Source organism: Sphingobium xenophagum NBRC 107872 (assembly GCF_000367345.1).
GTDB classification, from domain to species: domain Bacteria; phylum Pseudomonadota; class Alphaproteobacteria; order Sphingomonadales; family Sphingomonadaceae; genus Sphingobium; species Sphingobium xenophagum.
Map to the genome: position 1 here is coordinate 26,743 of NZ_BARE01000010.1, position 26,244 is coordinate 52,986.

Here is a 26,244-nt window from a genome sequence, read left to right on the forward strand (position 1 = left end):
TATTTTTCCGCCATCTGCCCTTAAGGGACCGGCGCAAACTCGTCCTGCAACCAGAAAGCCTTTCCTCATGACCGACTATCCCATCAAGCGCGCCCTGCTGTCCGTGTCGGACAAGGCTGGCCTTATCGAATTGGGGCAGGCGCTGGGGAAGCATGGGGTGGAGCTGGTGTCGACCGGCGGCACGGCCAAGGCGCTGCGCGATGCGGGCCTGACCGTCATGGATATTTCCGACCTGACCGGCTTCCCCGAAATGATGGACGGCCGGGTCAAGACGCTGCATCCCAAGGTGCATGGCGGGCTGCTGGCCGTGCGGAACAACCCTGAGCATGTTGCGTCGATGGACGAGCATCAGATTGGTGCGATCGATCTGGTCGTGGTCAATCTCTATCCCTTCGCCGCGACCGTCGCCAAGGGGGCGGAGCGCGAGGAGATTATCGAGAATATCGATATTGGCGGGCCGTCCATGGTGCGCTCTGCGGCCAAGAATCATGAGAGCGTGGCGATCGTCACCGACCCGGCCGACTATGCCCGGCTGATCGCGGAAATGGATGAGAAGGGCGGGGCGACCAGCTACGACTTCCGCCGGATGCTGGCGGCCAAGGCCTATGCGGCGACTGCGGCCTATGATTCGATGATCGCCAGCTGGTTCGCCTTTGCCGATCAGGGCGTGATGTTTCCTGAAACGCTGGCCGTTGCCAGTACGCTTGGCACTACGCTGCGCTACGGCGAAAATCCGCATCAGTCCGCCGCCCTCTATCTGCCCACTGGTCCGTCGGCCAACGGCATTGCCCAGGCGAAGCAGATTCAGGGCAAGGAACTGTCCTACAACAATTATAACGATGCTGACGCCGCGCTGGAGCTGGTCAGCGAATTTCGCGATGGCCCGCCGACCGTGGTGATCGTCAAGCATGCCAACCCGTGCGGCGTGGCGACCGGCGCGACCCTGATCGAGGCCTATGAGGCTGCGCTCGCCTGCGACAGCGTGTCGGCCTTTGGCGGCATCATCGCCGTCAACCGCCCGCTCGACGGCCCGACCGCCGAAGCGATCAGCGGTATCTTCACCGAAGTCGTCGCCGCGCCCGACGCCGATGACGCGGCGCGCGCCATCTTTGCCAAGAAGAAGAATCTGCGCCTGCTGCTGACCGGCGACCTGCCCGATCCCGCGCGCCCCGGCCTCCAGCTCAAGACGATCGCGGGCGGGGTGCTGGTGCAGAGCCGCGACAATGGCCGGATCAGCCGCGACGCGCTGAAAGTCGTGACGAAGCGCGAACCGACCGAACAGGAACTGGCCGACTGCCTCTTCGCCTGGACCGTCGCCAAGCATGTGAAGTCCAACGCCATCGTCTATGCCAAGGGTGGCAGCACCGCCGGTGTCGGCGCAGGTCAGATGAACCGGCTGGAATCCGCGCGCATTGCTGCGTGGAAAGCCAAGGATGCGGCTGAAAAGGCAGGCTGGAGCGAACCGCGCACCATAGGTTCGGCGGTCGCCTCCGACGCCTTCTTCCCCTTCGCCGACGGCCTGCTGGCTGCGGTCGAAGCGGGGGCCACTGCGGTGATCCAGCCGGGCGGATCGATCCGCGACGATGAAGTCATCGCCGCCGCCGATGAAGCGGGCCTTGCCATGCTGTTCACCGGGATGCGCCACTTCCGGCATTGAGAGCGGGTGTCATCGCGGCTTCGCCTTGAACGAGGCCGCGCAAGCATCGTCGCCTTCGCCCATGCCGTCAGGATCGACGGCGAGTCTGCCCCAGCAGGGCGCGCTCGGATCAGCGATGCTGTGCCAATCATAGGACCTTGGGAAGAAATTAGTTGGCCCATAAGCCAGCACCAGTCGGTGGGCATCACGCGTAAGCTGGGACAGGGGATTGTCTGAAGGCATCTCTCCAGCATTCGCCGTCATCGAACCGATCCTGCCTTTATGCGATTGCTCCAGCCCAACCCATGTGCCGTCTGTCATGCCTAATCTTCGCCCCCGCCAACTTTTCAGGCGGCTGTTGAAAGATTGAATGACATCGCGATAATCCTCTTCTGGAACATAGAATGCGCGGCTTTCCGCCGCTTATTGGTTGTCCTCATTTTCTGATGCACTGCGCCAAACACGCACGACGATAATGTCGCATCTTCTTTTAATCTCGGCATCATCAAAATCACGATCACGCCACAACATAAGGCAGTTGGCCGGGCGTGGCGTGAAATCCAAAACATAGTCGTAGCGGCCGAAAGCAGGCGCAATCTGCAATCGTATCGCGCCATCCTGAACCGGGGGTGCCAGTTTTAATCTCAACCGTTCAACGACATAAGCTTCATTCAGCAGCTCATGAGCATATTGCCCCGTCCGCTTCGGCCCTCCCAGCTTCTCGACCAGCCAGTCAGGCATCACGCTATAGGAGCAGCTGCAGACCAGTGGCAGCAGGAGCAGGACAGGAAACAGGCGGGTCAGGCGCATGGGCTATCTCTTGCGAAGCACGGAAAAAGGTCAAGCACCAATCCCTTCGCATCCGCAAAATAACGGTTTTCTGCCATTTTTTATCAACTGGCCTCTTTTCAACAACAGCCTGTGCGCTTATTTAGAGCGCGACCCTACTTCCACGTCAGACGTGGGGCGGACAATCAGAAAAGCATGTTCGACAGGAGAAACAGGATGACTGCAAAGACGCTGGTGGCGCTGGCCGCCACGATGGCCCTTGCGCTGCCCGGCGTGGCGAGTGCGGGCAATGACAATATGGATGTGATCGTCGATGGTCGTGCGGGCACGGAAACACGCTCGATTGCCGTTTCGGTCGCTGACTTGAACCTCGCCAGCACCGCCGGTTTGCGCCGCGCCGACTATCGCGTCACCCGCGCCGCCAAGCAGGTCTGCGGTTTCGTTAACGGCTCGATCATCCCCGTGACCCAGGATTATCGCAATTGCTTTGGCGAGGCACTGACCGGCGCTCGCAGCGATCTTAACGCCATGGCCCAGCGCCAGGGCTGATCATCTGCCCGGTTCCCCTCACGAAGGGGACTGCAGGGGGCCGTTCCGCGTCGCGGGGCGGCCCTTTCTGTTGTTGCCCGATGGCGCGTTTGCTGTCTGATCCTTACCGCGCATTAACCACTCCTTAGAATATTTCCTTCACTCCCAGGATCACGAATGACCATCCGGGGGAATTGCCTGTCATGCCGCGTATCGACCAAAGCGTGGACGTCGCCATCATCGGCGCAGGCCCGGCGGGCCTGACCGCGGCCTATCTGCTGACCAAGCAGGGTTATAGCGTCACGGTGATAGAAAAAGACCCGGTCTATGTCGGCGGCATCAGCCGCACGGTCGAGCTGGACGGTTTCCGCTTCGATATTGGCGGCCATCGCTTTTTTTCGAAATCGCAGCAGGTCGTGGACCTGTGGAACGAGATATTGCCCGACGACTTCATCCAGCGCCCGCGGATGAGCCGCATCTATTATGAGGGCAAATTCTACAGCTACCCGCTGCGCGCGTTCGAGGCGCTGTGGAATCTGGGCATCTGGCGCTCGACGCTCTGCATGGCGAGCTTTGCCAAGGCGAAGCTGCTGCCCAACCGCAATGTCCGCTCCTTTCAGGACTGGACCGTCAATGCGTTCGGGCACAAGCTTTTCTCGATCTTCTTCAAGACTTACACCGAGAAGGTGTGGGGGATGCCGTGCGATGAAATGTCGGCGGACTGGGCAGCGCAGCGGATCAAGGGTCTGTCACTCTGGGGCGCCGTCACCGACGGGCTGAAACGCTCGCTTGGCCTCAACAAGAAACCCAATGACGGCATGGCGACCAAGACGCTGCTGGAAACATTCCGCTATCCCCGCCTTGGCCCCGGCATGATGTGGGAAAAGGCGCGCGATCATGTGGTCGATGGCGGCAATCAGGTGTTGATGGCGCACAGCTTCAAAAGGCTGGAGCAGGACCAGGGCACCGATCGCTGGCGGCTGGTGGCGCAGGGGCCGGAGGGTGAGGTCATCATCAATGCCGCGCATGTCATTTCGTCCGCGCCCATGCGCGAACTGGCCGGGCGCATCCATCCGCTGCCCGCGACCTTGCCTGAGGCGATGGACCTTAAATATCGCGATTTCCTGACCGTGGCGCTGATGGTCAAGGGGGAAGATATTTTCCCCGACAACTGGATCTATATCCACGACAGCAAGGTGCAGGTCGGGCGTATCCAGAATTTCCGCAGCTGGTCGCCAGAGATGGTGCCGGACCCGACGCTCGCCTGTGTGGGGCTGGAATATTTCTGCTTTGAAGGGGACGGCCTGTGGGCTTCGTCCGACGCCGATCTGGTCGCGCTGGCGACGAAGGAAATGGCGCAGCTGGGCCTGTGCAACCCCGGCGATGTCGTGGGCGGCGCGGTGGTAAGGCAGGAAAAGGCCTATCCGGTCTATGACGACGCCTATGCCGCCAATGTGCAGGCGATGCGCACCGAACTGGAAGCGCGCTATCCCACGTTGCACATGGTCGGTCGCAACGGCATGCACCGCTATAATAATCAGGACCATGCGATGATGACGGCGATGCTGACCGTGCGCAACATCGTTGCGGGCGCACGCATCCATGACGTCTGGTCGGTCAATGAAGATGCCGAATATCATGAGGCCGGGGAAGAAGGTCAGGACGCCGACGCGCAGGCTGCGCTTGCCAGCACCCGCGCCGTCCCGTCGCGCCTGAAGGCTGCCTGATCCGGTGCGCATGTTGGTGGCGCTGGTTTCGCGTCTGATGTTTGCCCGCTATCTGCTGGCCAGCATCTGCGCGCTGTCGAGCGACATGGCGCTGTTCCTGATGCTCGACCATGTCGGCGCCGCCCCCATGCTGGCGGCGTTTGGCGGTTATGCCGTCGGTCTGCTCGTCCACTGGACCATCAGCATCCGTTTCGTGTTCGATACCGGCACCGGCCCGACCCACGCGCAGCGCGCCGGGTTTGTGGCGAGCGCCCTGCTGGGGATGGGCATTACCCTTTCCATGGTCGGCGGGCTGAGCCTGATCGGCGTTGCGCCGGCGATCGCAAAATTGCTGTCTGTGCCGGTCAGCTTCCTTACCGTTTATGCGATCCGCAAATATGGCATCTTTGCCCGCGCCTGACGGAAAGCGGGCAGCGCTGCTGGCGCTACTTGCCTGGCTGCTGTGCAGCGCGGCTATGCTGTGGCTGTTCCGGGGCGATTTCGCCACGCTTGGCTTTCGCGATCCCGATGACGCCATGCGTCTGGTGCAGGTCCGCGACTGGATAGGCGGGCAGGCCTTCTGGGATGTCAGCCAGCATCGCGTGAACCCGCCCATAGGCGGGCCGATGCACTGGTCGCGGATCGTCGACATGCCGATCGCGGCGCTGATCCTGCTGCTGCGCCCGCTGCTGGGCATGGCCATGGCGGAACTGGTCGCCTGCGCCGTCGTGCCGCTGCTGCTGCTGGGCGGGCTGACCGCAGCGCTGTTCGTCGCCACGCGCCGGATTGCCGGGACGATCGTGGCGTTGCTGGCCGTCATCCTGCTGCTGACCGCCCCGTCGATCCTGGTCCAGTTCACGCCGCTCAGGATCGACCATCATGGCTGGCAGATCATGGCAGCCGCGCTGGCACTGGGCGGGGCGATGGACTTGCGCCCGGTGCGCGGGGGCGTCGTTTCAGGGCTGGCACTGGCGCTCTGGCTCCAGATTTCGAGCGAAGGGCTGCCCTATGCAGCGCTGTTCGCTGCGCTGTTTGCCCTGCGCCACTGGATCGACCGGGCCGAAACGCCGCGCTTCGTCGGCTTCACTGTCGCACTGGGCGCAGCCGCGCTGATCCCGCTCATATTATTGCGTGGGCCATCTACCGTACTGGAGCGGCAGTGCGACGCGCTCTCCTTCGTCTATGTCTGGCCCTTGGTCGCGCTGGCGGTTGCGACGCCTGCCGCCGCAAGATTGATCGGCCCGTCCACCGCACTACGTCGCTGCCTGGTCGGCGCGATCGGGGGCGGCGCGGCGTTGGCGACCTTCCTGCTGACCGGCGGGGCGTGCCTGTCGGGTGATCCCTTCGCGGCGTTGGGACCGCTGGCCTATAAACTCTGGTATTTGCAGGTCATGGAGGGGCGGCCGATCTGGGAACAGAGCCGGCTGATGGTGGGCGTCATCCTGCTTCCCTCGCTATTGGGCCTGATCGCCACGCTATTGGCGGCGCGCGCGGCCAGCGGCCCGGTGCGGATGCGCTGGCTGACAATGGCGCTGCTGCTGGCCGGAACGATGCTGGTCGCGATCATGGTCATGCGGGCCGTGTCCGTGGCGCATCTGTTCGCTTTGCCCGGCACCGCCTGGCTGCTGGTCACCCTGTTCCGCCGGGTGCAGGCGTCCGCCAGCGCTATGGTGCGGATAGGCGGTTCGGTCGCACTCGTGCTGCTGACCCCGGCTGGCCTCTGCGCGCTGTGGGTGGCGTTGGCCGCGACGCCCGAACCGGCCCGAAATGCCAGCGCCAATTGCCGCGCGGCCACGGTGCTGGCCCCGCTGCGCACCCTGGCACCCACGACCCTGTTCGCGCCGATCGACCTTGGCCCCGACATTCTCGTCCAGACCCGCCATAGCGTCATCGGCACGGCCCATCACCGCAATGCAGCGGGGATTACGGCGGTGATCGAAGGCTTTGTCGATGCACCGGACCAGGCAAGAAGAGTGATCGGCGCAACCAGCGCGCGCTATGTCGTGACCTGTGACGGGCTCAACGAATATCGCCTCTATGGCCAAGCCAATGGCAAGGGTCTGGCGGCGATGCTGGCGCGCGGCAGGATACCGCAATGGCTGGAACCCCTGCCGACCAAAGGTCCGCTGAAAATCTACCGGATCAGGCCGCCACGAAGCTGAGCGCGACGCCGTTCATGCAATAGCGCAGACCCGTGGGCTTTGGCCCATCGTCGAAAACATGGCCCAGATGCCCGCCGCAGCGCGCGCAATGGACCTCGGTCCGGGGATAGCCCAGTGCGAAATCGCGACTGGTGCCCACCGCCTTAGGCAGTGGCGCGTAGAAGCTGGGCCAGCCAGTGCCACTGTCGAACTTCGTCTTGGAGCTGAACAATTTTTGTCCGCATCCAGCGCAGGCGAAAATGCCCGCGCGATGTTCCTTGTTGAGCGGGCTGGTGAAGGGATGCTCCGTCGCCTGCTTGCGCAGCACATTATAGGCGAGCGGCGAGAGCCGCTTGCGCCATTCCGCATCGCTCAGGGCATAGGGATAGGCGGCCTCCGCCGTGCCAAGGCCCAGCCGCCACCAGCCCAGCGCCATCGCGCCGGTCGCTATGCCGCCCAAGAAGAATCGCCGGTTCATGACGCCATTAAACATGGTTCAGCCTGTCGTGTTCCTGAACAGGCGTTTCCACCAGCTGCCCCCCGATTGCATGACATGGCGGCGGAACAGCAGCACACCCACCCGGATGATCAGCGCCACGAACGCCGCCTGCCACAGCAGCGCCAGCAGATGCGGCCACAGCGCATCGGATTGCGCCGCGCGCGCGATCATCGCGAAGGGTGAACTGAACGGAAAGATCGTCGCCGCGACCTCCGCGGGTGATCCCATATGGTCGACGGCGTAATTGGCGAAAAAGAAGATCAGCATCTGCCCCATGGTCACCGGCATGTTCAGCGTCTGCACTTCGCGCACCGTAGCCGCCTGCGCGCCGATCCCCAGGAACAGCGATCCCAGCAGCGTATAGGCCATAGCGAAATAGAGGGTGGCAAGGATCAGGAATATCGGCCAGCCCACCGCGGGGGCTGGCAGGCTGGACCCGCCCCCATGCAGCGCCAGGAAGATCGCGAAGGCGGTGCCGCCCCAAAAGGCGATGCCGACAAAGCTCATCGCCAGCATCGCCATCAGCTTGCCCAGGAAAATCGCGTCTATCGGTACGGCGGCCGCCAATATCTCTATGATCTTGTTCGTCTTTTCTTCAACCAGATTGGACAGGATCATTCCCGCCAGCAGGATCGTCAGGAAAAACATCACCACCTGCGCTATGCGGCCGATCAGCAACCGCGCCTGCGCCTGCGCGCCAAGGCTCTTGGCGACCTCCTGCCGCTCCACCTGCACGAGTCGGAGCGTATGTTCAGCTTGCGCCGCGCTGGCGATCAGGCTCATATCGCCCTGCAACTTGTCGAGATCTTCCGCTTTGCCGGTCAGGATCGGGTGCGCGACCGATCCGGAAAGGATCGCCACCACCGCCGAATCAGGGCGCGCCAACTGCTCGCGCGGTGCCGGGGTCAGCGGCACGCGCCGCAGCCGGACCAGCGCCTGATCTCCCATCCGTTCGGTCAGACGGGCATGGGCGCGCTCCAGCTTCGCGGCTTCCCCCGCTGGCATGGCGATGCCCACCAGCGGGCGCAGGTCTGTGCTGGCAATCTTCTCGCCCAGGCCGCCAAGGGCCATGCCGATCAGAATGGGCAGCAACGGGCCGAGCAGAAACAGCATGAAGGTGCGTGACAGCACGACGGCGGTGAAGTCCCGCCTGGCGATGACCAGCGCGGCGCGCAGCATCTCTCTCATGCGTCCTGCTCCCGTGCCTGCGCTTCTTCCATCTGGCGCGCGGTCGCGGCACCGGCGATGGCGACGAAGGCGTCGTGCAGGCCGGGTCGTTCGATCGACAGGCTTTCAATCCCCGCCTGCCCATCCAGCAGTGCGCGTAACAGCGGCTCGATCCCGTCATCCGGCAGGGCGAAATGCCATGCGCCATCCTCCACGACGGTATCGGCGGGCAGCGCGCGCCGCCACGCCCAGTCACCGGCTTTGGTGCGCAGCCGCACCTGCGGGCGCAGCTTGTCGCGCGCGTCAGCCACTGTCCCCTCGAATCTTATGCGTCCGCCCGCAACGATGGCGATCCGTTCGCACAGCCGTTCGGCATGGGCGATGACATGGGTGGAAAAGAGGATGGTGACGCCCCGCCGCGCCTGCTCGCGAATCAGCGCCTCCAGCTTCTCCTGATTGATCGCATCCAGCCCAGAAAAAGGCTCGTCCAGCAGGATCAGCCGGGGTTCGTGGATGATCGTCCCGAACAATTGCACCGTCTGCGCCATGCCCTTGGACAGCTGGCGGATCGGCTTGTCGATCGCGCCGCCCATGCCATGCCCCTCCAGCATCGCCCGCGCCCGTTCGCGGCCCTGCTTCAGCGGCAACCCGCGCAGCGCGCCCATGAATGCGATCGCCTCAAACGCCTTCATCGACGGATAAAGCCCGCGCTCTTCCGGCAGATAGCCGACCTGCCGCGCCATCCGCAGCGGGGCGGGGTCGCCCAGCAGCGACCGCGTGCCTTCGTCCGGGTCGATGATGCCCAGCAGGGTGCGCAGCAGCGTCGTCTTGCCCGCGCCATTTGGCCCCAGCACGCCATAGATGGACCCGGCAGGCACGGCGATGTCGACGCCGTCGACCGCGCGGAAACTGCCGAATGTCTTGACAAGGCCATGGCCTTCGAGCGCATAGCGGAGGGGCGGGGCCGGAGTGTCGCCGTTCATCCGCTCCTGATAGTGTCCCCCCATGCCAACGCAAATGGAAAGCTTGGAAACCCGTCTGAAGGTGCAGGCCGCGTCGCTGGGCTTTGCCGCCTGCGCCATCGCGCCTGCGGACGTGGCACCGCAGGCCGGGAAGCGGCTGGGCGAATGGCTGGATGCGGGCCATCATGGCGACATGCTGTGGATGGAGGAGCGCGCGGGGCAACGTGGATCGCCACGCGGCCTGTGGCCGGACGTGCGCAGCGTCGTCATGCTGGGGATGAGCTATGCGCCAGGGCGCGATCCGCTGGCGCTGGCGGACGTACCGGACCGCGCGCGCATATCCGTCTATGCGCAGGGCAAGGACTATCATGATGTCGTCAAAAAGGGTCTGAAAAGCCTGGCCCGCTGGCTGGTGGATCAGCAACCCGGCGCGCTCAAGGTGTTCGTCGATACAGCGCCGGTCATGGAAAAGCCGCTGGCGCAGGGGGCTGGGCTGGGCTGGCAGGGCAAGCATAGCAATCTGGTCAGCCGCCAGCATGGCAGCTGGCTGTTTCTGGGGGCGATCTACACCGAAATCGCGCTGGAACCCGACGCGCCGGAGGTCGACCATTGCGGCAGTTGCACCGCCTGCCAGACGGCCTGCCCGACCGATGCCTTCCCATCCCCCTATGTCGTCGATGCCCGCCGCTGCATTTCCTATCTGACGATCGAACATAAGGGGCCAATCCCGCACGAACTGCGCGAAGGCATAGGCAACCGCATCTATGGTTGCGACGATTGCCTGGCGGTCTGTCCCTGGAACAAATTTGCCGATCAGGCCGCAGCGAACAAGGCGTTCGTGGGCCGCGCCGAACTCGCCGCGCCTGCCCTTGCCGACTTGCTCGCGCTGGACGATGCCGCGTTTCGCGAAATCTTCTCCGGCTCCCCCATCAAGCGCATCGGCCGCAATCGCATGGTGCGCAATGCGGCGATTGCGGCGGGCAATAGCGGCGACGTGCGCTTGCTGGGCCGGTTGCAGGCGCTGGCGGGCGATGATGATCCGGTGGTGGCGGAAGCGGCGGCCTGGGCGATCGGGCGGTTGTCGGTTTAGCGCGCCCGCAACGCCGTTGCGCAGGCAGACGGATCGACATCCGTGCCAGTAGGCGAGCGCGCGTCCACATGGGTGACCACCGGCTCCTTGCCGCGTGCGGGGGCGTAGAGATAGGTGTCTAGGACGCAGCGGCCATTGGCAAATTGCAGCTTGCGTACCGTTGCCTCGCGAATGTCGAGCCGGGGCGTGCCGAACATCTGGGTCAGGGCGCGCGCGTCCGCGCCCATCAAGGGGCCGGGCTTGCCAAAGGCGCTGGCCGGGGGACCGGCGGGTGGGGGCGATATTCCGGTCTGCGGCACCACGCTGCCAGCGCCACAGGCGGCAAGCGGCAGCGACAGCAGCGCGATCAGGGTAAGGCGGGGGGCGTTCATACAGGCTTCCTTCTGACGCCGTGCAGCATGTGGACCGCCATAGCCGCGCTCCAGATCGGCGCAAGCAGGTTGACCAGCGGGACAAGGAACAGAAGCGCCGAAGCGAGCCCCAGAAGCCATCGGCTGCCGCGCGGGATCGGCGGATGGCCGGGATGGCGTGGCTCCACCATGTCGGCCAGATCGCGGCCCAGCAGATAGGCGTTGAGCGCCAGAAACAGCCCGATCGTCCCCACGCCTGTCACCAGCAATGCGATATAGGCAGGCAGCGCCAGCAGGTTCCAGCCGATCGTTCGCGCGACCGAGGCCAGCGCATAGCGGATGCTGCGCGCCGGTCCGACCGGGCGCGCATGGGCCGCAGCGCCCGGGTAACTGTCGCTCTCGACGGCGGCGACAATGTCGTCGGCGAACAGGCCCATCACCGCCATCGCGGTCGCGCGGAACAGCAGCCATCCTGCCGCGACGACAATCAGCGCGGTCGCCGCCGCCTCCGCCAGGCCGCCACCGCCCCAGCCATAGTGGAGGCGCAGCGCATGGAATCCTGCCCACAGCCCCACCGCCAGCAGGGCAAAGACCAGAAGCGTCAGCAACAATGTCTTGACCAGCAGCCGCCTGGCGGCGGCATGGAAGATCAGCGGGAAGGCGCGCAGCGCGGCGGTCAGGACCATCGCGTCCTTATCCTGCCTGTCGCGAGGCCCGTCAATCGCACGCTGTTGCATGGCGACACGCGCGCCGATAGAGACGGCACCCGGACATTCCCCGTACCATAAGGATTTTGCGTGACCGCTTCCGCTTCAGTTTCGGCCCCGACGCTTGACGTCGTCGCCATCGGCAACGCCATTGTCGATGTTCTCGCGCGCAGCGATGACGCCTTTCTGGCCGAACATGCGCTGACCAAGGGCGGGATGCAGCTGATCGACGCCGATATGGCCGAAGCGCTCTATGCCGACATGCCCCAGGCCAAGGAAATCAGCGGCGGATCAGCTGCCAACACGCTGGCGGGACTCGCCGCGCTGGGCAAGACGTGCGGCTTTATCGGCCAGGTGAATGACGATCAGCTGGGCACGGTATTCGCCCATGACGTTCGCGCGCTCGGCATCCGGTTCGACACACCGGCGATGACTGGCGACGTGCCTACCGCCCGCTGCCTGATTCTGGTGACCCCCGACGCGCAGCGCACGATGAACACCTTTCTGGGCGCATCGCAATTTTTGCCCGAAGCCGCGCTCGACCTCGACATGATCCGGTCGGCCGGCATCCTCTATCTGGAAGGCTATTTGTGGGACCCGCAGCAGCCGCGCGCGGCGATGCGGGCGGCGATCGACGCGGCGCGCGGTGCGGGGCGCAAGGTCGCCTTCACCCTGTCCGACAATTTCGTCATCGACCGGCATCGCGCCGATTTTCTGGACCTGATCGATCATGGCCAGATCGACATCCTTTTTTCCAATGAAGGCGAAATCCAGTCGCTCGCGCAGATCGACGATTTCGACAAGGCCGTGGCGACGATGGCGGCCAAGGTGCCGGTGCTGGTGTCGACCCGCAGCGAAAAGGGTGCGGTCGCGATCGTCGATGGCATGCGTTACGAGGCACCCGCCGCGCCGGTCGCGCAGATCATCGACACGACGGGCGCTGGCGATCTGTTCGCCGCCGGTTTCCTTGCCGCCCATATCGACGGGCGCAGCGTGGCCGATTGCCTGGCGCTGGGTGCAGCGGCGGCGGCCGAAGTGATCTCCCACTGGGGCGCGCGGCCGGAGGATGATCTGGGCGTGATCCGCGACAGGCTGTTCGCCTGATCAGTCCGCCTTGCGCTTGCGGAACAGGGTGCGGTCATCGGGGCCAAAGCCCCAGCGCCAGATGACCACGCCATAAGCGCCCAATATCGCCCAGACGCCGACGACCAGTTCGACCCATTCCAGGCGCGGCGGCAGGGCGACGAAGGCCGCGCCGACGATGCAGGCAACGCCTGCTGCGCTGAGCAACGGCCAGCGCCAGGCGTTGATCGGCGCATCGAGCAGTCGCGCGAGCAGCCGCGCCTTGACGAAGGCGCCGACCGCCAGCGCAAGGCACAGCGCCAGCGCCGGGGCGGCGGCGACCGCCATGACCGGGAGGCCAAGTCGACGGGCGAGCAGGATCAGCGCGAAGCTGAAAACGGCCTGACAGCCGATCATGCCGAGCGAGATCATCAAATTGCGGTGGCGCGCGATATAGACCAGCGCTGATTCGCTGACGACCGCGGTGGCGGCGATCACTTCGGCCAGCAGCAGGAAGGCCAGCGCCCCGGTGCCGCTGACGAAATGCGGGCCAACCAGCCCCATCACCGCTTCGCCGGGGATGCCGAGCGCCAGCGCAATTCCCGCCTGCGCGGCGATGATCCAGAACCCGACCTGGCTGACCTGCCGCGCGATCCCGGCCAGATTGCCCTCCGCCAGATTGCGGGTGATGACCGGGCCCAATATCGGGTCGAAGCTGGTCTTGAGCTTCTGCGGCAGCGATGCGACCTGTTGCGCGACATAATAGATGCCGATGACCGCCGGGCTGACGAACAGGCCCAATATGGCCATGTCGAGCCGCCGCGATCCCCATTCGACCCCGTCGGCGGCCGCCAGCGGCAGGTTGCGCCGCGCCAGCCGCCACAGTCGGCCAGAATCAGGCCGCCAGCCCACAGGCAGGCCATAATGTCGCGCCATCGGAATGATGGAGGCGATGAAGGCGGCGATCATCGACACGGCGTAGGACAGGATCAGCCCGTCACGGGTCGAATAAAAGGCGAAGGCGAAGGCGCCGATGCTGATGGCCCAGGGTTCTATGATAGAGCGCGCCCGCACTGTCGCGCCAACGTCGAATTTATAGGCGCAGGCGGCCAGCGCCACGTCCGACCCGGCAACCGCGATGACGACCAGCGCCAGCAGCCGGTCGAGGCCGTTGATGCCGCTATTGGGGAACATGGCCTGCGGAAAGGCAACCAGCAGGCCAGCGCCCGCCAGCGCGGCGATCATCGTCACCAGCATTGCGTCGGTGACGACATGGGCGTGGGGCCGTTCGGTCTGGCTGAGCGCCCCCGCCAGCCCGCGCTTCAGCCCCAGCGTCGCGAGTTGCGCGACAAATTCCACCACCAGCACGGCATAGGCAAAGCGGCCCAGCGCTTCGGCGCCATAGACGCGACCGGCGATGAACAGGAATGGCAGCCGCGCGGCCAGGCGAAGAAGGAAGCCGAACACATTGGTCCGCCCGCCCTTCGCCAGGGCGGCGATGTCATCCTCGTCCTTAGGCGCAGGATGCTGCCCGGCCAATCGATTCCCCTCTGTCGTCGCGTTTGTTGACCCAAATGTAGCCATGATGGTGCGGGCGCGCGATGGCTTATTCGGGCCGCAACGGACGCGCGAGCAGCGCGTCGATCACGGTGCCGAGCGGTGCAGCGTCGGCCAGCAGGGCGCAGACAGCTTCGACCACCGGCATTTCGACCCCTGCCGCGCGCGCCGCATCGCGCAGCACCGGGGCGGTAAACGCGCCTTCGGCCACGGTACGGCGGTTGGACAGGAGCTCAGCGGCGCTACGTCCTTCGCCCAGCCCCTTGCCCAGCGAGAAGTTGCGCGAATTGGTGGAGGAACAGGTCAGCACCAGATCGCCCAGCCCCGATAGTCCGGCCAGCGTCTCCGCCCGCGCCCCGCGCGCCAGGCCAAAGCGCGTCATTTCGGCAAAGCCCCGGCTGATCAGCGCCGCGCGGGCATTAAGGCCCAGACCCGCGCCGTCCGCCACGCCACAGGCGATCGCCAGCACATTCTTGACCGCGCCCCCAATTTCCGCGCCGGTCACGTCGTCGGACAGATAGGGCCGGAACGCCGGGCGGGCAATCCGTGCCGCGAGTTGCGCGCCCAGCACGGCATCGTCGCACGCCAATGTGATCGCGGTCGGCAAGCCTTTGGCTACTTCATGGGCGAAGGTCGGGCCGGACAGGACGGCGATGGGCGACGTCGGCTGCACGGCGCGCGCCACTTCACCCATCAGCAGGCCGGAGCCGGCCTCGATCCCCTTGGAACACAGGACCAGCGGCACACCGGCTGGAGCCTGACGGACGACATCGCGCAGATGTTGCGCCGGGCTGACGACCAGCACCATGTCGCAATCGCCAAGGTCGGCCATCGCGCCGGTCGCCCGGATCGACGGGGCCAGCTTGATACCGGGCAGATAGAGCGGATTTTCCTGCCCGCCATTGATCGCGTCGACCACTTCGGTCTCCAGCGCCCACAGCGTCACGGCCGGCCCGTCGGCGGCGAGCAGCTGCGCCAGCGCCGTACCCCATGCGCCGGCTCCGATGACGCCCGCCTTCATGCCTTGCCCATTCATGCTTTCACTCCGGCGCCACGCGCCTTTTCCGCTGCGGGATCCAATGGCCAGCGCGGCCGGGCGGGAACGGTCAGATCGTCGATCAGTCCTGCGGCGAAGCGCTCCGCCCCGGCCCAGGCGATCATCGCTGCATTGTCGGTGCACAGCCACAAGGGCGGCGCGACGAAGGGCAGGTCATGGTCCGCCGCCAGCTGTTCGAGCGCGGCGCGGATCGCCTGATTGGCTGCGACGCCGCCCGCCACGACCAGCGCGGTCATGCCGTCCGCCTGCGTCAGCGCGCGGCGGGTGCGGTCGATCATGCAGTCGATCACCGCCTGCTGGAAACTCGCCGCAATGTCCGGTTTCGAATATTGCCCGGACTGGACCGCGCGCATGACCGCGCTTTTGAGGCCCGCGAAGGAAAAATGCGGTTCCGCCGTGCCGAGCAGCGGGCGGGGCAGGGGAACGGCCCTGGCATTGCCCTGCGCCGCCGCCTTTTCCACCTGCGGCCCGCCGGGATAACCAAGCCCCAGTAGCTTGGCGGTCTTGTCAAACGCTTCGCCCGCCGCATCGTCGATCGTGGTGGCCAGACGCGCATAGTCGCCGGGGCCGCGCACCAGCAAAATCTGGCAATGGCCGCCCGACACCAGCAAGAGCAGGTAGGGGAATTGCAGCGTCCGGTCGGACAGGCGGGGCGAAAGGGCGTGGCCCTCCAGATGATTGACCGCAATCAACGGCTTGCCCGCCGCATGGGCCAGCGCCTTGGCCGTCACCAGACCCACCATCACCCCGCCGATCAGGCCCGGCCCGGCGGTCGCGGCGATCACATCGACCTGATTGAGCGTCATATCCGCATCCGTCAGCGCCGCTTCGATCAGGGGCGCCAAGGCCTCAACATGGGCGCGGGCGGCGATTTCAGGCACGACGCCGCCATAGGGGCGGTGCGCCTCTTCCTGCGTGGCCAGCCGATGCGCCAATATCCTGCCGTCGGCCGTCACCAGTGCCGCTGCGGTTTCATCGCAGCTCGATTCCAGGCCAAGGATGATTGTCATTGCCGCTTCCATCTAATGCCCGCGCCCATTAGAGCAAGCCGCATATGATTTTGTTCGACCGACCGTTGCGCCTCGGCACCAGGGGTTCGCCCCTTGCGCTGGCCCAGGCCCGCATGACCGCCCGCGCTTTGTGCGACACCCATGGCTGGCCCGATAGCGCCGTGGCCATCGTCACCGTCCAGACCAGTGGCGACCGGATACAGGACCGCGCACTGGCGGAAATTGGCGGAAAGGCGTTATGGACCAAGGAATTGGACCGTGCGCTGGCGGAGGGTGACATAGATTTCGCCGTCCACAGCATGAAGGATGTGGAAACGCTGCGTCCCGCTGCGATGCGTATCGCCGCGATGCTGCCGCGCGCCGATGTGCGCGATAAGCTGGTCGGAGCAGACAGTTTCGACGCGCTGCCCGACAATCCGGTGGTCGGCACCAGTTCGCCGCGCCGCGCCGCGCAGGTGGCGCGGTTGCGACCGGACGCCACCATCACGCTGTTCCGGGGCAATGTCGCGACGCGGCTCGCCAAGCTGGCGGCGGGCGAAGTTCATGCGACGCTGCTGGCGGCGGCGGGGCTGGACCGGCTGGGGCAGGGGGATGTCGGTATCACGATTCCCGTCGACATGATGCTGCCCGCCCCATCGCAGGGGGCGGTCGGGATAGAGACGCTGGTCGACAATGAAGCCGTGCTGGCGGCGCTGGCCGCAATCAGTGACGCCGATACGTTCGATTGCGTCATGGCCGAACGGAACGTGCTGATGGGTCTGGGCGGCACCTGCCATTCGCCGATCGCCGCGCTGGCGCTGGTGGATGGCGACCGGCTGCACCTTCGCGCAGAGATCATCAGCCCCAGCGGGCAGGAGACCGTGCGCGATGAAGCGCGGATCGACCGGCATGACAGCGATGCCGCGCAGGCGATGGGTCGATCGCTGCTGGACCGGGCCAGCCCGGCGCTGCGGTCCCTGTTCGAGGGATGAGGCGGGTTATTGTCCTGCGGCCCGAACCGGGGGCGGGCAGGACGGCGCAGGCCTTGGCGCGGCTGGGATGGGAGGCGGTCGTGCATCCGTTGTTCGCGCCCCAGGGGGTGGAATGGACGCCGCCGCCTGCCGGGAATTTCGACGCGCTTTTGATGACCAGCGCTCATGCCGCGCGGCTGGCGGGCCCGGCACTGGCGGCCTATCGCGGGCTGCCCGCTTATGCCGTGGGCAGCGCGACGGCGGCGGCCATGCGGGCGCAGGGCTTTGACGGGGTGCGCGCAGGCGATGCCGACGCCAGCACGATCGCCGCGCGGATCGCAACCGAGGGCCATCGCACGGTGCTGCATCTGGCGGGCACGACGGTTGCGCCCATGGCGACAGGATCGCTGCATGTCAGGCGGATCGCGGTGTATAGCATGACCAGTCTGCCGCCCGATCCTGCGCTGTTGAACGATGCGACGCCGGGATCGGTGCTGCTCGTCCATTCCCCGCGTGCGGGCGAGCGGCTGGCGGAGCAGGTCGCGCCGATTGCGCGTGCTGCGCTGCATATCGTGGCCATCAGCCCCAAAGCGCTGGCGGCGTGCGGGAGCGGCTGGGCCAGCGGCCATGCGCCCGACCAGCCGGGGGATGACGACATGCTGGCTCTCTTGCGCGGTTTGTGCGAATGACGGATGTCATGACAGGCAAGAGGGGCAGCATGAGCGACGAGGATGGCCTTGGCAGCATGACCCCGACCCCGCCTTCCGCCCGGCGACGGAGCATGGTGCCGCTGCTGGTTTTGATCCTTCTGGCCTTTGTGGTGGGGGTCGGCGTCACCATCTGGGCCTGGCCGCAAATCCAGAGCCGCATGGACGAACCGCAGCCACAGGCGGCCAGCATGGCCGCGCCACAGGCCAGCACTGTCCCACGGACCCTGACGCAGCGCTCCTTGTCCATTGACGCCGCGCAGATGCTCGACGCGCGCGTGGTGCAGTTGGAGGAGCGGTTGACGCGCATCACCGTGGAGGCGCAGGCGGCGTCGGGCAATGCTGCGCGAGCGGAGGGGCTGCTGGTCGCCTTTGCCGCGCGGCGGGCGCTCGATAGCGGGACGCCATTGGGCTATATCGAAGGACAGTTGCGGCTCCGCTTCGGCCAGGCCCAGCCGCGCGCGGTCGCGACCATCATCAATGCCGCGCGGGAGCCGGTGACACTGGCCGATCTGCGCGGCGGGCTGATCGACATTGGCGAGCGGGCCACGACGCCGCCTGCCAATGCCAGCTGGTGGAGCGCGCTGGAGCATGAAGCGCGCGAACTGGTGACGATCCGCCGGGCGTCGTCTCCTTCGCCCCGTCCGCAGGCCGGGTTCGACCGGGCAATCCACTATCTAGACGGCGGGCGAGTCAATGCCGCGCTGGCAGAGGTCGAGCGGCTGCCAGGCCGTGCGGCCGCTGATCGCTGGATCCAGCTTGCCCGCCGCTATCTCGAGGCGCGTCGCGCTCTTGACCTGATCGAAACGGCAGCCATATTGGAACCGCGCGTATTGCGCAGTGCGGAGGGCGCGCCGGTCGCGCAGACGTCGCCGCTTGCCCCCTGATCCGATATTGCGATAAACAGTTTATCAGTTGCGACGAAACCGATGGACGCGGACGGCGTTTGTCACGACAGTGTCATCTTTGCCTTCAGGCCAAAGGGATTTTGTCGTCGTGCCTCCTTATGCTGCCGTCACCACTTTCTGGAAGGATCGCCTGGCGTCCGGCCCCCGTGCCGCCCGGCCTTCGATTCAGCATCTGGTCGGCAATATGGCGCTGCCCTTCGATCTGGCGCGGACGCGGGCGCAGGCCGATATATTGGCGCGGACGATCCAGGGCGATGGTCGCACGCTGCTGCTGATCCCAGGCCTGCTGGCATCAGACGCGCGAATGGAGCCGATGCGCGCGATCCTCAACAAGGCCGGATTTGATGCCCATCATTGGGGCATGGGGCGCAATTATGGCCCGAAGCCGGACAGCCTGGACGCGATCGACCGCCGGGTGGACGAAATAAGGCGGACGACCGGCGGGCCGGTGACGCTGGTCGGCTGGAGCCTTGGCGGCCTATATGCGCGCGAATATGCCAAGCTGGCGACGGCCAAGGTCGGCGGCGTGGTGACGCTGGGCACGCCTTTTTCCGGCGACCCGCGCGCCAATCATGCCTGGCGGCTGTATCAGTTGGTGTCAGGTACGCCGGTCGATCGCCCACCCTTTCCCTGCATGCGGGAGGTCAAGCCGCCCGTTCCGACCGTGGCGCTCTGGTCGCGGCGCGACGGGGTAGTCCTGCCCGAATGCGCGAAGGGTCGCCGGGGGGAGCGGGATAGCGCGATCGAGGTGGATTGCACCCATATGGGTTTCGCGGCCGCACCGGAAGGCATCGCCGCTGTGGGCAAGGCGCTGGCCTTGACGCGCGCCTGAGGCGATCCAGGCCCGCGTAGAGCGGATCGGATCGCCTTTAGGTCCGCTAGGTCCGCAACCGGGCCAGGGCTTCGTCCCGCCCGATCAACGGCAGCAATTGTCCCATGTCCGGCCCGTGATCCAGTCCGGTCAGCGCACGACGCAGCGGCAGGAACAGCGCCTTCCCCTTGCGACCGCTTTCCTCCTTCAGCGCATGGGTCAGCGTGCGCCAGATGTCGGCGTCGAAGGGGGCGTCCGTCAGGATGGCGTGGGCGCGGGTCAGGAAGTCGCGGTCCTCCGCATCCGGCGCGGGTGCGTCCACGGGGCCGGTGACGATCCGCCACCAGTTGGCGGCACCCGCAACCGTCTCCAGATTGGGACGGATGGCGTCCCATGCCTGGCCATCCATGCCATCGGGCAGACGGGTTGCAACCGCGTCATAGGGCAGCAGATGAACGATCTTCTGGTTGAGGGTGGCGAGTTCGCCTTCATCGAAGCGGGCGGGGGCGCGGCCAAAATGGGCAAAGTCGAAACTGTCGATCAGCGGCTGCATGTCCGCGAACGGCTCGATGGGTTGCGAACTGCCCAGTCGCGCCAGCAGCGAGGCGATGGCGGCAGGCTCCAGCCCGATTTCGCGGAAATGGGCGACGCCGAGCGAACCCAGCCGCTTGGACAGCTTGCCCTCGCTTCCCGTCAGCAACGCTTCATGGGCAAAGGCCGGGAGTGGCGCGCCCAAGGCCGTGAACATCTGGATCTGTGTCGCGGTGTTGGACACATGATCCTCCCCGCGCAGGACGTGGGTGACGCCCATGTCAATGTCGTCGATCACTGACGGGAGCATGTAGAGCCAGCTGCCATCGGCGCGGCGAATGACCGGATCGGACAATGTTTTGGGGTCGAAGCGCTGCTCGCCGCGGATGAGGTCGGTCCAGACGATGGGCTGGTCATGGTCCAGCTTGAAACGCCAGTGGGGCGCGCGTCCTTCGGCTTCATAGGCGGCGATCTGATCCGGCGTCAGCGTCAGCGCGGCGCGATCATAGACCGGCGGCAGGCCGCGCCCCAGCAGGATTTTGCGCCGCAGCTCCAGTTCCTGTTGCGTCTCATAGGCGGGATAGACATGGCCCGACGCCCTGAGCGCCTCGAACCGTGCTTCATAGAGGGCGAAACGGTCGGACTGCTTCGCTTCGGCGTCCCAACGGAGCCCCAGCCATTGCAGGTCGGCGCGGATGGCGTCGGCATATTCGGTGCGTGAGCGTTCGAGGTCGGTATCGTCGAGCCGCAGGAGAAATTGTCCGCCGCTCTTTTGCGCCCACAGCCAGTTATGCAGCGCGGCGCGGATATTGCCGACATGAAGGTGGCCGGTGGGCGAGGGGGCGAAGCGGGTGATGACGGTCATGTTTATCACTCATTCCCCGTTCGGTTCGAACGGAGGTTGTTAAAGGGTACGAAATGCGTTGGTGATCGGATAGCGCCGGTCGCGGCCGAAATTGCGGCTGCCCAGTTTGACGCCGGGCGGGGACTGGCGGCGTTTATATTCCGCGACATAGAGCAGCCGTTCGATCCGCGCGACCGTATCGCGATCGAACCCGCGCGCGACCAGTTGCTCCACCGACAATTCTTCCTCCACCAGGCCATAGAGGATTGGGTCCAGCACCTCATAGGGGGGCAGGCTGTCATCATCGCGCTGGTCGGGGCGCAGTTCGGCGCTTGGCGGCTTGGTGATGACCCGCTGCGGCATGACCGGGCCGGCGGGGCCAAAGCCTTCGCCCAGCGTCGGGACATTGTCGTTGCGCCAGCGGCAGAGGTCGAACACCGTTGTCTTATAGGCGTCCTTCAACACCGAATAGCCGCCCGCCATGTCGCCATAGATGGTGGCGTAGCCGACAGACATCTCGCTCTTGTTGCCGGTGGTCAGCAGCATGTGGCCGAATTTGTTGGACAGCGCCATCAGCGTCACACCCCGGATACGCGACTGGATATTTTCCTCGGTCAGGTCGCGCTGCCGACCCGCAAACACCTCGCCCAGCATCGTGTCGAACGCGCCGACTGCCGGTTCGATGGGGATAGTGTCGTACCGCACGCCCAATAGCCGCGCGCATTCGACGGCATCGTCCAGGCTTTCCTGACTGGTGAAGCGCGACGGCATCATCACGCACCAGACGCGATCGGCCCCCAGCGCATCGACCGCGACCGCGGCGGAGAGCGCCGAATCGATCCCGCCCGACAGGCCCAGCACCACGCCGGGAAAGCGATTGCGGTTCACATAGTCGCGCAGGCCCAGCACCATCGCATTATAAATGTCGGCAGGCCGCTCATCCAGAACATGGACCTCGCCAGGCAGGCAGACCCACTGGCCGTCCCATTTTTCCCAATGGGTCAGCACCAGCGCTTCTTCCCAGTCGGGCATTTGCTGGGCGATGCCGAAATCGGCGTTCATCACGAAGGACGCGCCGTCGAACACCAGTTCGTCCTGCCCGCCGACGCGGTTGAGATAGGCCAGCGGCAGGCCGGTTTCGCGCACCCGTGCGCCCGCCACCATGGTCTGGCGGCGGTCATCCTTGTCCACCTCATAGGGGCTGCCATTGGGGCTGATCAAAATCTCCGCCCCTTCCGCTTTCAGATGCGCGGTGACGAAGGGGAACCAGATATCCTCGCAGATCGGTACGCCGATCTTCACCCCGCGAAAGGCGATCGGTGCGGGCAGCGGGCCGGGTGCGAACAGGCGCTTTTCGTCGAACGTGCCATAATTGGGCAGTTCGCGCTTTTGCCGGATCTGCGTGACTGCGCCGCCTTCCAGCAACGCGACGACGTTGAACAGGACGCCCTGGGCGGCAACCACGGTGCCGACCAGCATCGCCGGGCCGCCATCCGCCGTCGCCTGCGCCAGCCGGTCCAGCTCCTGATTCGCGCGCTCGACCAAAGCCGGTTTCAGCACCAGATCTTCGGGCGGATAGCCGATCAGCTGCAATTCGGGATAGACGATCAGGTCCGCGCCCACGGCCCTGTCCCGCCATGCCAGCATCGCGTCGGCATTGGCGGCAAGGTCGCCCACCGATTGGGTCATCTGGGCAAGGGCGATCACGAGTTTGTCGGTCATGGACGGGCCGTTAGAGCATTTTGCCGCCACGCGCAAAAGCGCCTTTCCAGCAGGAACGGACGCGGCTAAAGGGGCGGCGTTTTCACGCAGCGTCATCAATTCGTCACGCCGCCAAATAGCAGGGGAACTTGGCCATGAAGCTCATGACCGGCAATTCCAACAAGCCGCTCGCGGCCGCCATCGCCGATTATATCGAAATTCCCCTGACCGACGCCAGCGTCCGCCGCTTCGCAGATGAGGAAGTGTTCGTGGAAATCCACGAAAATGTCCGGGGTGAGGACGTGTTCGTGATCCAGTCCACCAGCTATCCGACCAACGATAATCTGATGGAATTGCTGATCATGATCGATGCGCTCAAGCGCGCATCGGCCAAGCGTATCACCGCGGTCGTCCCCTATTTCGGCTATGCCCGGCAGGACCGCAAGCCCGGCCCGCGCACGCCCATCAGCGCCAAGCTGGTCGCCAACCTGATTACCAAGGCAGGTGCCGACCGCGTCCTGTCGGTCGATCTGCACGCGGGACAGATCCAGGGTTTCTTCGACATTCCGACCGATAACCTGTTCGGTGCGCCGGTCATGTCGGCCGACATTCAGGCGCGCTTTGGCGATCGCAACATCATGGTCGTGTCGCCCGACGTCGGCGGCGTGGTGCGCGCGCGGGCGCTGGCCAAGCGGCTCGACAACGCCCCGCTTGCCATCGTCGACAAGCGCCGCGAGCGCGCGGGCGAATCGGAAGTCATGAACATCATCGGTGACGTGTCGGGCCGTTTCTGCGTGCTGATCGACGACATCGTCGATTCGGCGGGGACGCTGTGCAACGCCGCGAGCGCATTGAAGGCCGCCGGGGCAGAGGAAGTCGTCGCCTATGTCAGCCATGGCGTGCTGTCGGGCGGCGCGGTCGCGCGGGTCGAGGCGTCGGACCTGCTGGAACTGGTGATCACCGATTCGATCCAGGGGACGGACGCGGTCAACAATGCCGCCCATATCCGCCACCTGCCGATCGCCCCGTTGCTGGGCGAGGCGATCAAGCGGATTGCGGACGAAAGTTCGGTGTCCAGCCTGTTCGATTGAGCGGTCTAACCCGCTGGCAGCAGTACCAGCGGCAAGGACAGGATCATGATCAGCGCGGCCACAACGCGCTGGCCGCGTGATATGCCAAGCGGCTTGCCCTGCCAGATCATGGGGCAAGCCAGTACTGCGAGCGCGATCAGCAGGTTGGACAGGGTGGCCGCGCCGCCGACCGGCATGTCCTGCCGCAGCGCAAGCCCTGCGAACAGGCCGACAAAACTCAAAAACCAGCCGATCAGCGCCATGCGCCCGCTCCCGTCATCCAGTCCGCAAGACTAGCGCGACCAGGTTGCCGAAGGCTTAAGCGGCCCAGGGATCGTAGCTGCCAAAGCTCCAAACATTGCCTTCCGGGTCGAGCGCGCTGTATCCGCGCCCCGGATAACCGTCATTATCGTGCGGCTCATCGACCACCACGGCGCCTTCGTTGCGGGCATGAAGGCAATGGGCATCGACATCGGGCACCACGACATAGACGCACCCCGTCACCCCGCCCAGGTCGCGCGCGGTGGACCATGTGTAGAGCGATTCGGCGGCCATGTCCTGCACACTGCCCAGCATCACCATGCCGTCATTCAGCACCAGTTGGGCATGGTGGATGATGCCGGGGTCGGCATCATCGGCATAGACGGCGTGGCGCATGAAGCCGAAGGCTTCGCACAGAAAGTCGATAGCGGCGGGGGCATCGGCATAGCGCAGGCATGGGATAACGGGCGAACCGGGCATCTTTCCCTCCTTCTCCATAGATCCGCAGTCTAGCGCAACGGCCGCGCAGCCGCTAGGCGAAGGGCATGACCACCCGTGATGACCTGGCCCTGGCCAACCACCTTGCCGACGCCGCCGGCGCGGCGATCCGCCCCTTTTTCCGCGCCCGCTATGACATGGAATATAAGGCGGACAGATCGCCGGTGACGCAGGCCGATCGCGCCGCCGAGGCGGCGATTCGAGCGATTTTGGAGAAGGAGCGTCCGGGCGACGGCATCATTGGCGAGGAATATGGATCGGTGCGGGAAGGCGCCGAGCGGGTGTGGATACTCGACCCCATCGACGGCACCCGCAGCTTCATCGCCGGGCGGCCGATCTTTGGCACGCTGATCGCGCTGACACAGGGCGGCTGGCCGACGATCGGCGTCATTGACCAGCCGATCGCCAAGGAACGCTGGGCCGGGATGGCGGGGCAGCCGACCACCTTCAATGGCCAGCCGGTTCGCACCCGCCTCTGCCGCGCACTGGAGGGGGCAGGCATTGCGACGACCAGCCCGCACCTCTTCGACGATGGCGATGTGCCTCATTATATGGCGCTGGTCGCGGCGGTTTCCGGTGGATCGCCGCGTCAGGGGCCGGTCTATGGCGGCGATTGCTATAATTACGGCCTGGTCGCGTCCGGCTTCCTCGACATCGTGATCGAATCGGGTCTGCAATCCTATGATTTTGCCGCGCTGGTGCCGGTGGTCGAGGGCGCGGGCGGGTTGATGTGCGACTGGAATGGCGAGCCGCTGACGGCGGACAGCGATGGGCGTGTTCTGGCGCTGGGCGATCCGGCGCGGCTGGAAGATGTGCTGGAAGCGATGGCTGGGGCGACAGACCACCATCATCATTGAAATTCCGCGAATCGCTTGCCTTTCCGTGCATACCCGCCTATGCGCGCCCTTCGCGATTCAGTGGGACCGCCCGGCTAACTAGGGCTGCCGGGGCTGTCTGCAATCGTCGCGCTACGCAAAGGAGACGAAAATGCCCAAGCTCAAGACCAAGAGCGGTGTGAAGAAGCGCTTCAAGTTCACCGCTTCCGGCAAGGTCAAGCACGGCGTCGCTGGCAAGCGTCACCGCCTGATCAGCCACAACGCCAAATATATTCGCCAGAACCGTGGTACTTCCGTGCTGTCCGATGCCGACGTGGCTCACGTCCGCCTCTGGGCACCCTACGGCCTGAAGTAAGGAGTAAGGGACAATGGCACGCGTCAAACGGGGTGTAACCACCCGCGCCAAGCACAAGCGGATTCTGGAACAGGCGAAGGGTTATTATGGCCGTCGCAAGAATACCATCCGCGTCGCCCGTCAGGCGGTCGAAAAGGCCGGCCAGTACGCTTACCGCGATCGCAAGGTCAAGAAGCGCAGCTTCCGTGGCCTGTGGATCCAGCGCATCAACGCGGGTGTCCGCGCTGAAGGCCTGACCTATTCGCAATTCATGCACGGCCTGAAGCTGGCCGGCGTGCAGCTGGACCGCAAGGTTCTGGCCGACATTGCGATGCACGAAGGCGAGGCGTTTAGCGCCATCATCGCCCAGGCCAAGGCTGCGCTGCCCGCAGCATAAGGCCGGTCGGTCGCAAGATCGTCAAAAGGGCGCCGGGGCAGATGCTTCCGGCGCCCTTTTTGTTTGTTGCGATCCTACTAACCCGTTCGCCCTGAGCGAAGTCGAAGGGCACCACCGAACGGAGTGAGGTGCCTT

The 26,244-nt window shown here is 65.3% G+C and carries 28 protein-coding genes; 15 read left to right on the top strand and 13 right to left on the bottom strand.

What is annotated here, in order from left to right:
* Positions 1-67: 67 nt before the first annotated feature.
* A complete protein-coding gene (gene purH, locus SX1_RS05520) occupies positions 68-1,657 on the top strand; it encodes a bifunctional phosphoribosylaminoimidazolecarboxamide formyltransferase/IMP cyclohydrolase (protein ID WP_019052256.1) in 1,590 nt (529 codons plus the stop codon).
* A gap of 402 nt (positions 1,658-2,059) precedes the next feature.
* On the opposite strand, the gene SX1_RS05530 is transcribed toward purH, so the two are convergent.
* Complete coding sequence (locus SX1_RS05530) at positions 2,060-2,446, bottom strand: hypothetical protein (protein ID WP_019052258.1); 387 nt, start codon at positions 2,444-2,446, stop codon at positions 2,060-2,062.
* Between the two features lie 195 nt (positions 2,447-2,641).
* On the opposite strand from SX1_RS05530, the gene SX1_RS05535 reads away from it, so the two are divergent.
* From SX1_RS05535 to SX1_RS05550, 4 genes are all read left to right on the top strand, one after another.
* Positions 2,642-2,974, top strand: coding sequence for a UrcA family protein (locus SX1_RS05535; RefSeq protein WP_017184300.1), 333 nt, complete (start codon positions 2,642-2,644; stop codon positions 2,972-2,974).
* Positions 2,975-3,156: 182 nt separating this feature from the next.
* Positions 3,157-4,680: an NAD(P)/FAD-dependent oxidoreductase gene (locus SX1_RS05540; RefSeq protein ID WP_019052259.1), complete on the top strand. Its 1,524-nt coding sequence runs from the start codon at positions 3,157-3,159 to the stop codon at positions 4,678-4,680.
* A gap of 10 nt (positions 4,681-4,690) precedes the next feature.
* On the top strand, positions 4,691-5,080 hold the full coding sequence (locus SX1_RS05545) for a GtrA family protein (RefSeq protein ID WP_019052260.1): 390 nt from the start codon (positions 4,691-4,693) through the stop codon (positions 5,078-5,080).
* A complete protein-coding gene (locus SX1_RS05550) occupies positions 5,058-6,821 on the top strand; it encodes a hypothetical protein (protein ID WP_174302221.1) in 1,764 nt (587 codons plus the stop codon). The genes SX1_RS05545 and SX1_RS05550 overlap by 23 nt, the downstream gene beginning before the upstream one ends.
* Here SX1_RS05550 and msrB read toward each other — a convergent pair.
* Genes msrB through SX1_RS05565 form a run of 3 tightly spaced genes read right to left on the bottom strand, consistent with a single transcriptional unit; the run spans position 6,802 to position 9,449 of the window.
* Positions 6,802-7,278 carry a peptide-methionine (R)-S-oxide reductase MsrB gene (gene msrB, locus SX1_RS05555; RefSeq protein ID WP_019052262.1) on the bottom strand — a complete coding sequence of 159 codons (477 nt, stop codon included), beginning with the start codon at positions 7,276-7,278 and terminating at the stop codon, positions 6,802-6,804. The genes SX1_RS05550 and msrB overlap by 20 nt on opposite strands.
* An 18-nt stretch (positions 7,279-7,296) precedes the next feature.
* Entirely contained in the window at positions 7,297-8,487 is a 1,191-nt protein-coding gene (locus tag SX1_RS05560) for an ABC transporter permease (protein ID WP_026149533.1), read from the bottom strand.
* Positions 8,484-9,449: an ABC transporter ATP-binding protein gene (locus tag SX1_RS05565; RefSeq protein WP_019052264.1), complete on the bottom strand. Its 966-nt coding sequence runs from the start codon at positions 9,447-9,449 to the stop codon at positions 8,484-8,486. The genes SX1_RS05560 and SX1_RS05565 overlap by 4 nt, the downstream gene beginning before the upstream one ends.
* Before the next feature lie 34 nt (positions 9,450-9,483).
* Here SX1_RS05565 and queG point away from each other — a divergent pair, with 34 nt between their 5' ends.
* Positions 9,484-10,518 carry a tRNA epoxyqueuosine(34) reductase QueG gene (queG, locus tag SX1_RS05570; RefSeq protein ID WP_019052265.1) on the top strand — a complete coding sequence of 345 codons (1,035 nt, stop codon included), beginning with the start codon at positions 9,484-9,486 and terminating at the stop codon, positions 10,516-10,518.
* Here the strand turns inward: queG and SX1_RS05575 are convergent.
* The gene (locus SX1_RS05575) at positions 10,515-10,889 is read right to left on the bottom strand and encodes a hypothetical protein (RefSeq protein ID WP_019052266.1); all 375 of its coding nucleotides are present in this window, start codon (positions 10,887-10,889) and stop codon (positions 10,515-10,517) included. The genes queG and SX1_RS05575 overlap by 4 nt on opposite strands.
* Entirely contained in the window at positions 10,886-11,554 is a 669-nt protein-coding gene (locus SX1_RS05580) for an EI24 domain-containing protein (protein WP_026149535.1), read from the bottom strand. The genes SX1_RS05575 and SX1_RS05580 overlap by 4 nt, the downstream gene beginning before the upstream one ends.
* 111 nt (positions 11,555-11,665) lie before the next feature.
* On the opposite strand from SX1_RS05580, the gene SX1_RS05585 reads away from it, so the two are divergent.
* Positions 11,666-12,679, top strand: a complete 1,014-nt coding sequence (locus SX1_RS05585; protein WP_019052268.1) for an adenosine kinase — start codon at positions 11,666-11,668, stop codon at positions 12,677-12,679.
* On the opposite strand, the gene SX1_RS05590 is transcribed toward SX1_RS05585, so the two are convergent.
* The 3 genes from SX1_RS05590 to tsaD are packed head-to-tail and all read right to left on the bottom strand — an operon-like array spanning position 12,680 to position 16,261.
* Positions 12,680-14,221, bottom strand: coding sequence for a lipopolysaccharide biosynthesis protein (locus SX1_RS05590; protein WP_370670732.1), 1,542 nt, complete (start codon positions 14,219-14,221; stop codon positions 12,680-12,682). It abuts the gene before it with no gap.
* A 22-nt stretch (positions 14,222-14,243) separates the two neighbouring features.
* A complete protein-coding gene (locus SX1_RS05595; RefSeq protein WP_019052269.1) occupies positions 14,244-15,215 on the bottom strand; it encodes an NAD(P)H-dependent glycerol-3-phosphate dehydrogenase in 972 nt (323 codons plus the stop codon).
* An 11-nt stretch (positions 15,216-15,226) separates the two neighbouring features.
* Positions 15,227-16,261, bottom strand: coding sequence for a tRNA (adenosine(37)-N6)-threonylcarbamoyltransferase complex transferase subunit TsaD (tsaD, locus tag SX1_RS05600; RefSeq protein WP_026149536.1), 1,035 nt, complete (start codon positions 16,259-16,261; stop codon positions 15,227-15,229).
* A 44-nt stretch (positions 16,262-16,305) separates the two neighbouring features.
* Between tsaD and hemC the strand changes: the two genes are divergently transcribed.
* The 4 genes from hemC (at position 16,306) to SX1_RS05620 (ending at position 19,658) form a co-directional block, all read left to right on the top strand.
* Positions 16,306-17,232 (top strand): hydroxymethylbilane synthase, encoded by a 927-nt coding sequence (gene hemC / locus SX1_RS05605; protein WP_019052271.1) that lies wholly within the window; start codon positions 16,306-16,308, stop codon positions 17,230-17,232.
* Positions 17,229-17,900, top strand: a complete 672-nt coding sequence (locus tag SX1_RS05610; protein ID WP_019052272.1) for a uroporphyrinogen-III synthase — start codon at positions 17,229-17,231, stop codon at positions 17,898-17,900. The genes hemC and SX1_RS05610 overlap by 4 nt, the downstream gene beginning before the upstream one ends.
* The gene (locus SX1_RS05615) at positions 17,897-18,805 is read left to right on the top strand and encodes a hypothetical protein (RefSeq protein ID WP_019052273.1); all 909 of its coding nucleotides are present in this window, start codon (positions 17,897-17,899) and stop codon (positions 18,803-18,805) included. Before SX1_RS05610 ends, SX1_RS05615 begins: the two co-directional genes overlap by 4 nt.
* Positions 18,806-18,914: 109 nt before the next feature.
* A complete protein-coding gene (locus tag SX1_RS05620; RefSeq protein ID WP_017184249.1) occupies positions 18,915-19,658 on the top strand; it encodes an esterase/lipase family protein in 744 nt (247 codons plus the stop codon).
* A gap of 46 nt (positions 19,659-19,704) precedes the next feature.
* Here the strand turns inward: SX1_RS05620 and gltX are convergent, their stop codons facing one another.
* Together gltX and SX1_RS05630 are read right to left on the bottom strand one after the other, a co-directional pair.
* The gene (gltX, locus tag SX1_RS05625; RefSeq protein ID WP_019052274.1) at positions 19,705-21,033 is read right to left on the bottom strand and encodes a glutamate--tRNA ligase; all 1,329 of its coding nucleotides are present in this window, start codon (positions 21,031-21,033) and stop codon (positions 19,705-19,707) included.
* Positions 21,034-21,072: 39 nt separating this feature from the next.
* A complete protein-coding gene (locus SX1_RS05630; protein ID WP_019052275.1) occupies positions 21,073-22,734 on the bottom strand; it encodes an NAD+ synthase in 1,662 nt (553 codons plus the stop codon).
* 134 nt (positions 22,735-22,868) lie between these two features.
* On the opposite strand from SX1_RS05630, the gene SX1_RS05635 reads away from it, so the two are divergent.
* Positions 22,869-23,804 (top strand): ribose-phosphate pyrophosphokinase, encoded by a 936-nt coding sequence (locus SX1_RS05635; RefSeq protein ID WP_006952279.1) that lies wholly within the window; start codon positions 22,869-22,871, stop codon positions 23,802-23,804.
* A 5-nt stretch (positions 23,805-23,809) separates the two neighbouring features.
* Here SX1_RS05635 and SX1_RS05640 read toward each other — a convergent pair whose 3' ends face one another.
* Positions 23,810-24,046 carry a hypothetical protein gene (locus SX1_RS05640; protein ID WP_017184252.1) on the bottom strand — a complete coding sequence of 79 codons (237 nt, stop codon included), beginning with the start codon at positions 24,044-24,046 and terminating at the stop codon, positions 23,810-23,812.
* Between the two features lie 55 nt (positions 24,047-24,101).
* Positions 24,102-24,524 carry a VOC family protein gene (locus tag SX1_RS05645; RefSeq protein WP_026149538.1) on the bottom strand — a complete coding sequence of 141 codons (423 nt, stop codon included), beginning with the start codon at positions 24,522-24,524 and terminating at the stop codon, positions 24,102-24,104.
* Positions 24,525-24,589: 65 nt separating this feature from the next.
* Between SX1_RS05645 and SX1_RS05650 the strand changes: the two genes are divergently transcribed.
* From SX1_RS05650 to rplT, 3 genes are all read left to right on the top strand, one after another.
* Complete coding sequence (locus SX1_RS05650; protein ID WP_019052277.1) at positions 24,590-25,399, top strand: inositol monophosphatase family protein; 810 nt, start codon at positions 24,590-24,592, stop codon at positions 25,397-25,399.
* Between the two features lie 130 nt (positions 25,400-25,529).
* Positions 25,530-25,733: a 50S ribosomal protein L35 gene (gene rpmI / locus SX1_RS05655; RefSeq protein ID WP_004208916.1), complete on the top strand. Its 204-nt coding sequence runs from the start codon at positions 25,530-25,532 to the stop codon at positions 25,731-25,733.
* Between the two features lie 13 nt (positions 25,734-25,746).
* Complete coding sequence (rplT, locus tag SX1_RS05660) at positions 25,747-26,109, top strand: 50S ribosomal protein L20 (RefSeq protein ID WP_017184255.1); 363 nt, start codon at positions 25,747-25,749, stop codon at positions 26,107-26,109.
* Positions 26,110-26,244: the final 135 nt, after the last annotated feature.

Excerpts from the sequence above, each read along its gene's own strand:
- purH (WP_019052256.1), top strand. The coding sequence starts at position 68 with ATGACCGACTATCCCATCAAGCGCGCCCTGCTGTCCGTGTCGGACAAG.
- SX1_RS05530 (WP_019052258.1), bottom strand. The coding sequence starts at position 2,446 with ATGCGCCTGACCCGCCTGTTTCCTGTCCTGCTCCTGCTGCCACTGGTC.
- SX1_RS05535 (WP_017184300.1), top strand. The coding sequence starts at position 2,642 with ATGACTGCAAAGACGCTGGTGGCGCTGGCCGCCACGATGGCCCTTGCG.
- SX1_RS05540 (WP_019052259.1), top strand. The coding sequence starts at position 3,157 with ATGCCGCGTATCGACCAAAGCGTGGACGTCGCCATCATCGGCGCAGGC.
- SX1_RS05545 (WP_019052260.1), top strand. The coding sequence starts at position 4,691 with ATGTTGGTGGCGCTGGTTTCGCGTCTGATGTTTGCCCGCTATCTGCTG.
- SX1_RS05550 (WP_174302221.1), top strand. The coding sequence starts at position 5,058 with ATGGCATCTTTGCCCGCGCCTGACGGAAAGCGGGCAGCGCTGCTGGCG.
- msrB (WP_019052262.1), bottom strand. The coding sequence starts at position 7,278 with ATGAACCGGCGATTCTTCTTGGGCGGCATAGCGACCGGCGCGATGGCG.
- SX1_RS05560 (WP_026149533.1), bottom strand. The coding sequence starts at position 8,487 with ATGAGAGAGATGCTGCGCGCCGCGCTGGTCATCGCCAGGCGGGACTTC.
- SX1_RS05565 (WP_019052264.1), bottom strand. The coding sequence starts at position 9,449 with ATGAACGGCGACACTCCGGCCCCGCCCCTCCGCTATGCGCTCGAAGGC.
- queG (WP_019052265.1), top strand. The coding sequence starts at position 9,484 with ATGGAAAGCTTGGAAACCCGTCTGAAGGTGCAGGCCGCGTCGCTGGGC.
- SX1_RS05575 (WP_019052266.1), bottom strand. The coding sequence starts at position 10,889 with ATGAACGCCCCCCGCCTTACCCTGATCGCGCTGCTGTCGCTGCCGCTT.
- SX1_RS05580 (WP_026149535.1), bottom strand. The coding sequence starts at position 11,554 with ATGGTCCTGACCGCCGCGCTGCGCGCCTTCCCGCTGATCTTCCATGCC.
- SX1_RS05590 (WP_370670732.1), bottom strand. The coding sequence starts at position 14,221 with ATGGCTACATTTGGGTCAACAAACGCGACGACAGAGGGGAATCGATTG.
- SX1_RS05595 (WP_019052269.1), bottom strand. The coding sequence starts at position 15,215 with ATGAAGGCGGGCGTCATCGGAGCCGGCGCATGGGGTACGGCGCTGGCG.
- tsaD (WP_026149536.1), bottom strand. The coding sequence starts at position 16,261 with ATGACAATCATCCTTGGCCTGGAATCGAGCTGCGATGAAACCGCAGCG.
- hemC (WP_019052271.1), top strand. The coding sequence starts at position 16,306 with ATGATTTTGTTCGACCGACCGTTGCGCCTCGGCACCAGGGGTTCGCCC.
- SX1_RS05610 (WP_019052272.1), top strand. The coding sequence starts at position 17,229 with ATGAGGCGGGTTATTGTCCTGCGGCCCGAACCGGGGGCGGGCAGGACG.
- SX1_RS05615 (WP_019052273.1), top strand. The coding sequence starts at position 17,897 with ATGACGGATGTCATGACAGGCAAGAGGGGCAGCATGAGCGACGAGGAT.
- gltX (WP_019052274.1), bottom strand. The coding sequence starts at position 21,033 with ATGACCGTCATCACCCGCTTCGCCCCCTCGCCCACCGGCCACCTTCAT.
- SX1_RS05630 (WP_019052275.1), bottom strand. The coding sequence starts at position 22,734 with ATGACCGACAAACTCGTGATCGCCCTTGCCCAGATGACCCAATCGGTG.
- SX1_RS05635 (WP_006952279.1), top strand. The coding sequence starts at position 22,869 with ATGAAGCTCATGACCGGCAATTCCAACAAGCCGCTCGCGGCCGCCATC.
- SX1_RS05640 (WP_017184252.1), bottom strand. The coding sequence starts at position 24,046 with ATGGCGCTGATCGGCTGGTTTTTGAGTTTTGTCGGCCTGTTCGCAGGG.
- SX1_RS05645 (WP_026149538.1), bottom strand. The coding sequence starts at position 24,524 with ATGCCCGGTTCGCCCGTTATCCCATGCCTGCGCTATGCCGATGCCCCC.
- SX1_RS05650 (WP_019052277.1), top strand. The coding sequence starts at position 24,590 with ATGACCACCCGTGATGACCTGGCCCTGGCCAACCACCTTGCCGACGCC.
- rpmI (WP_004208916.1), top strand. The coding sequence starts at position 25,530 with ATGCCCAAGCTCAAGACCAAGAGCGGTGTGAAGAAGCGCTTCAAGTTC.
- rplT (WP_017184255.1), top strand. The coding sequence starts at position 25,747 with ATGGCACGCGTCAAACGGGGTGTAACCACCCGCGCCAAGCACAAGCGG.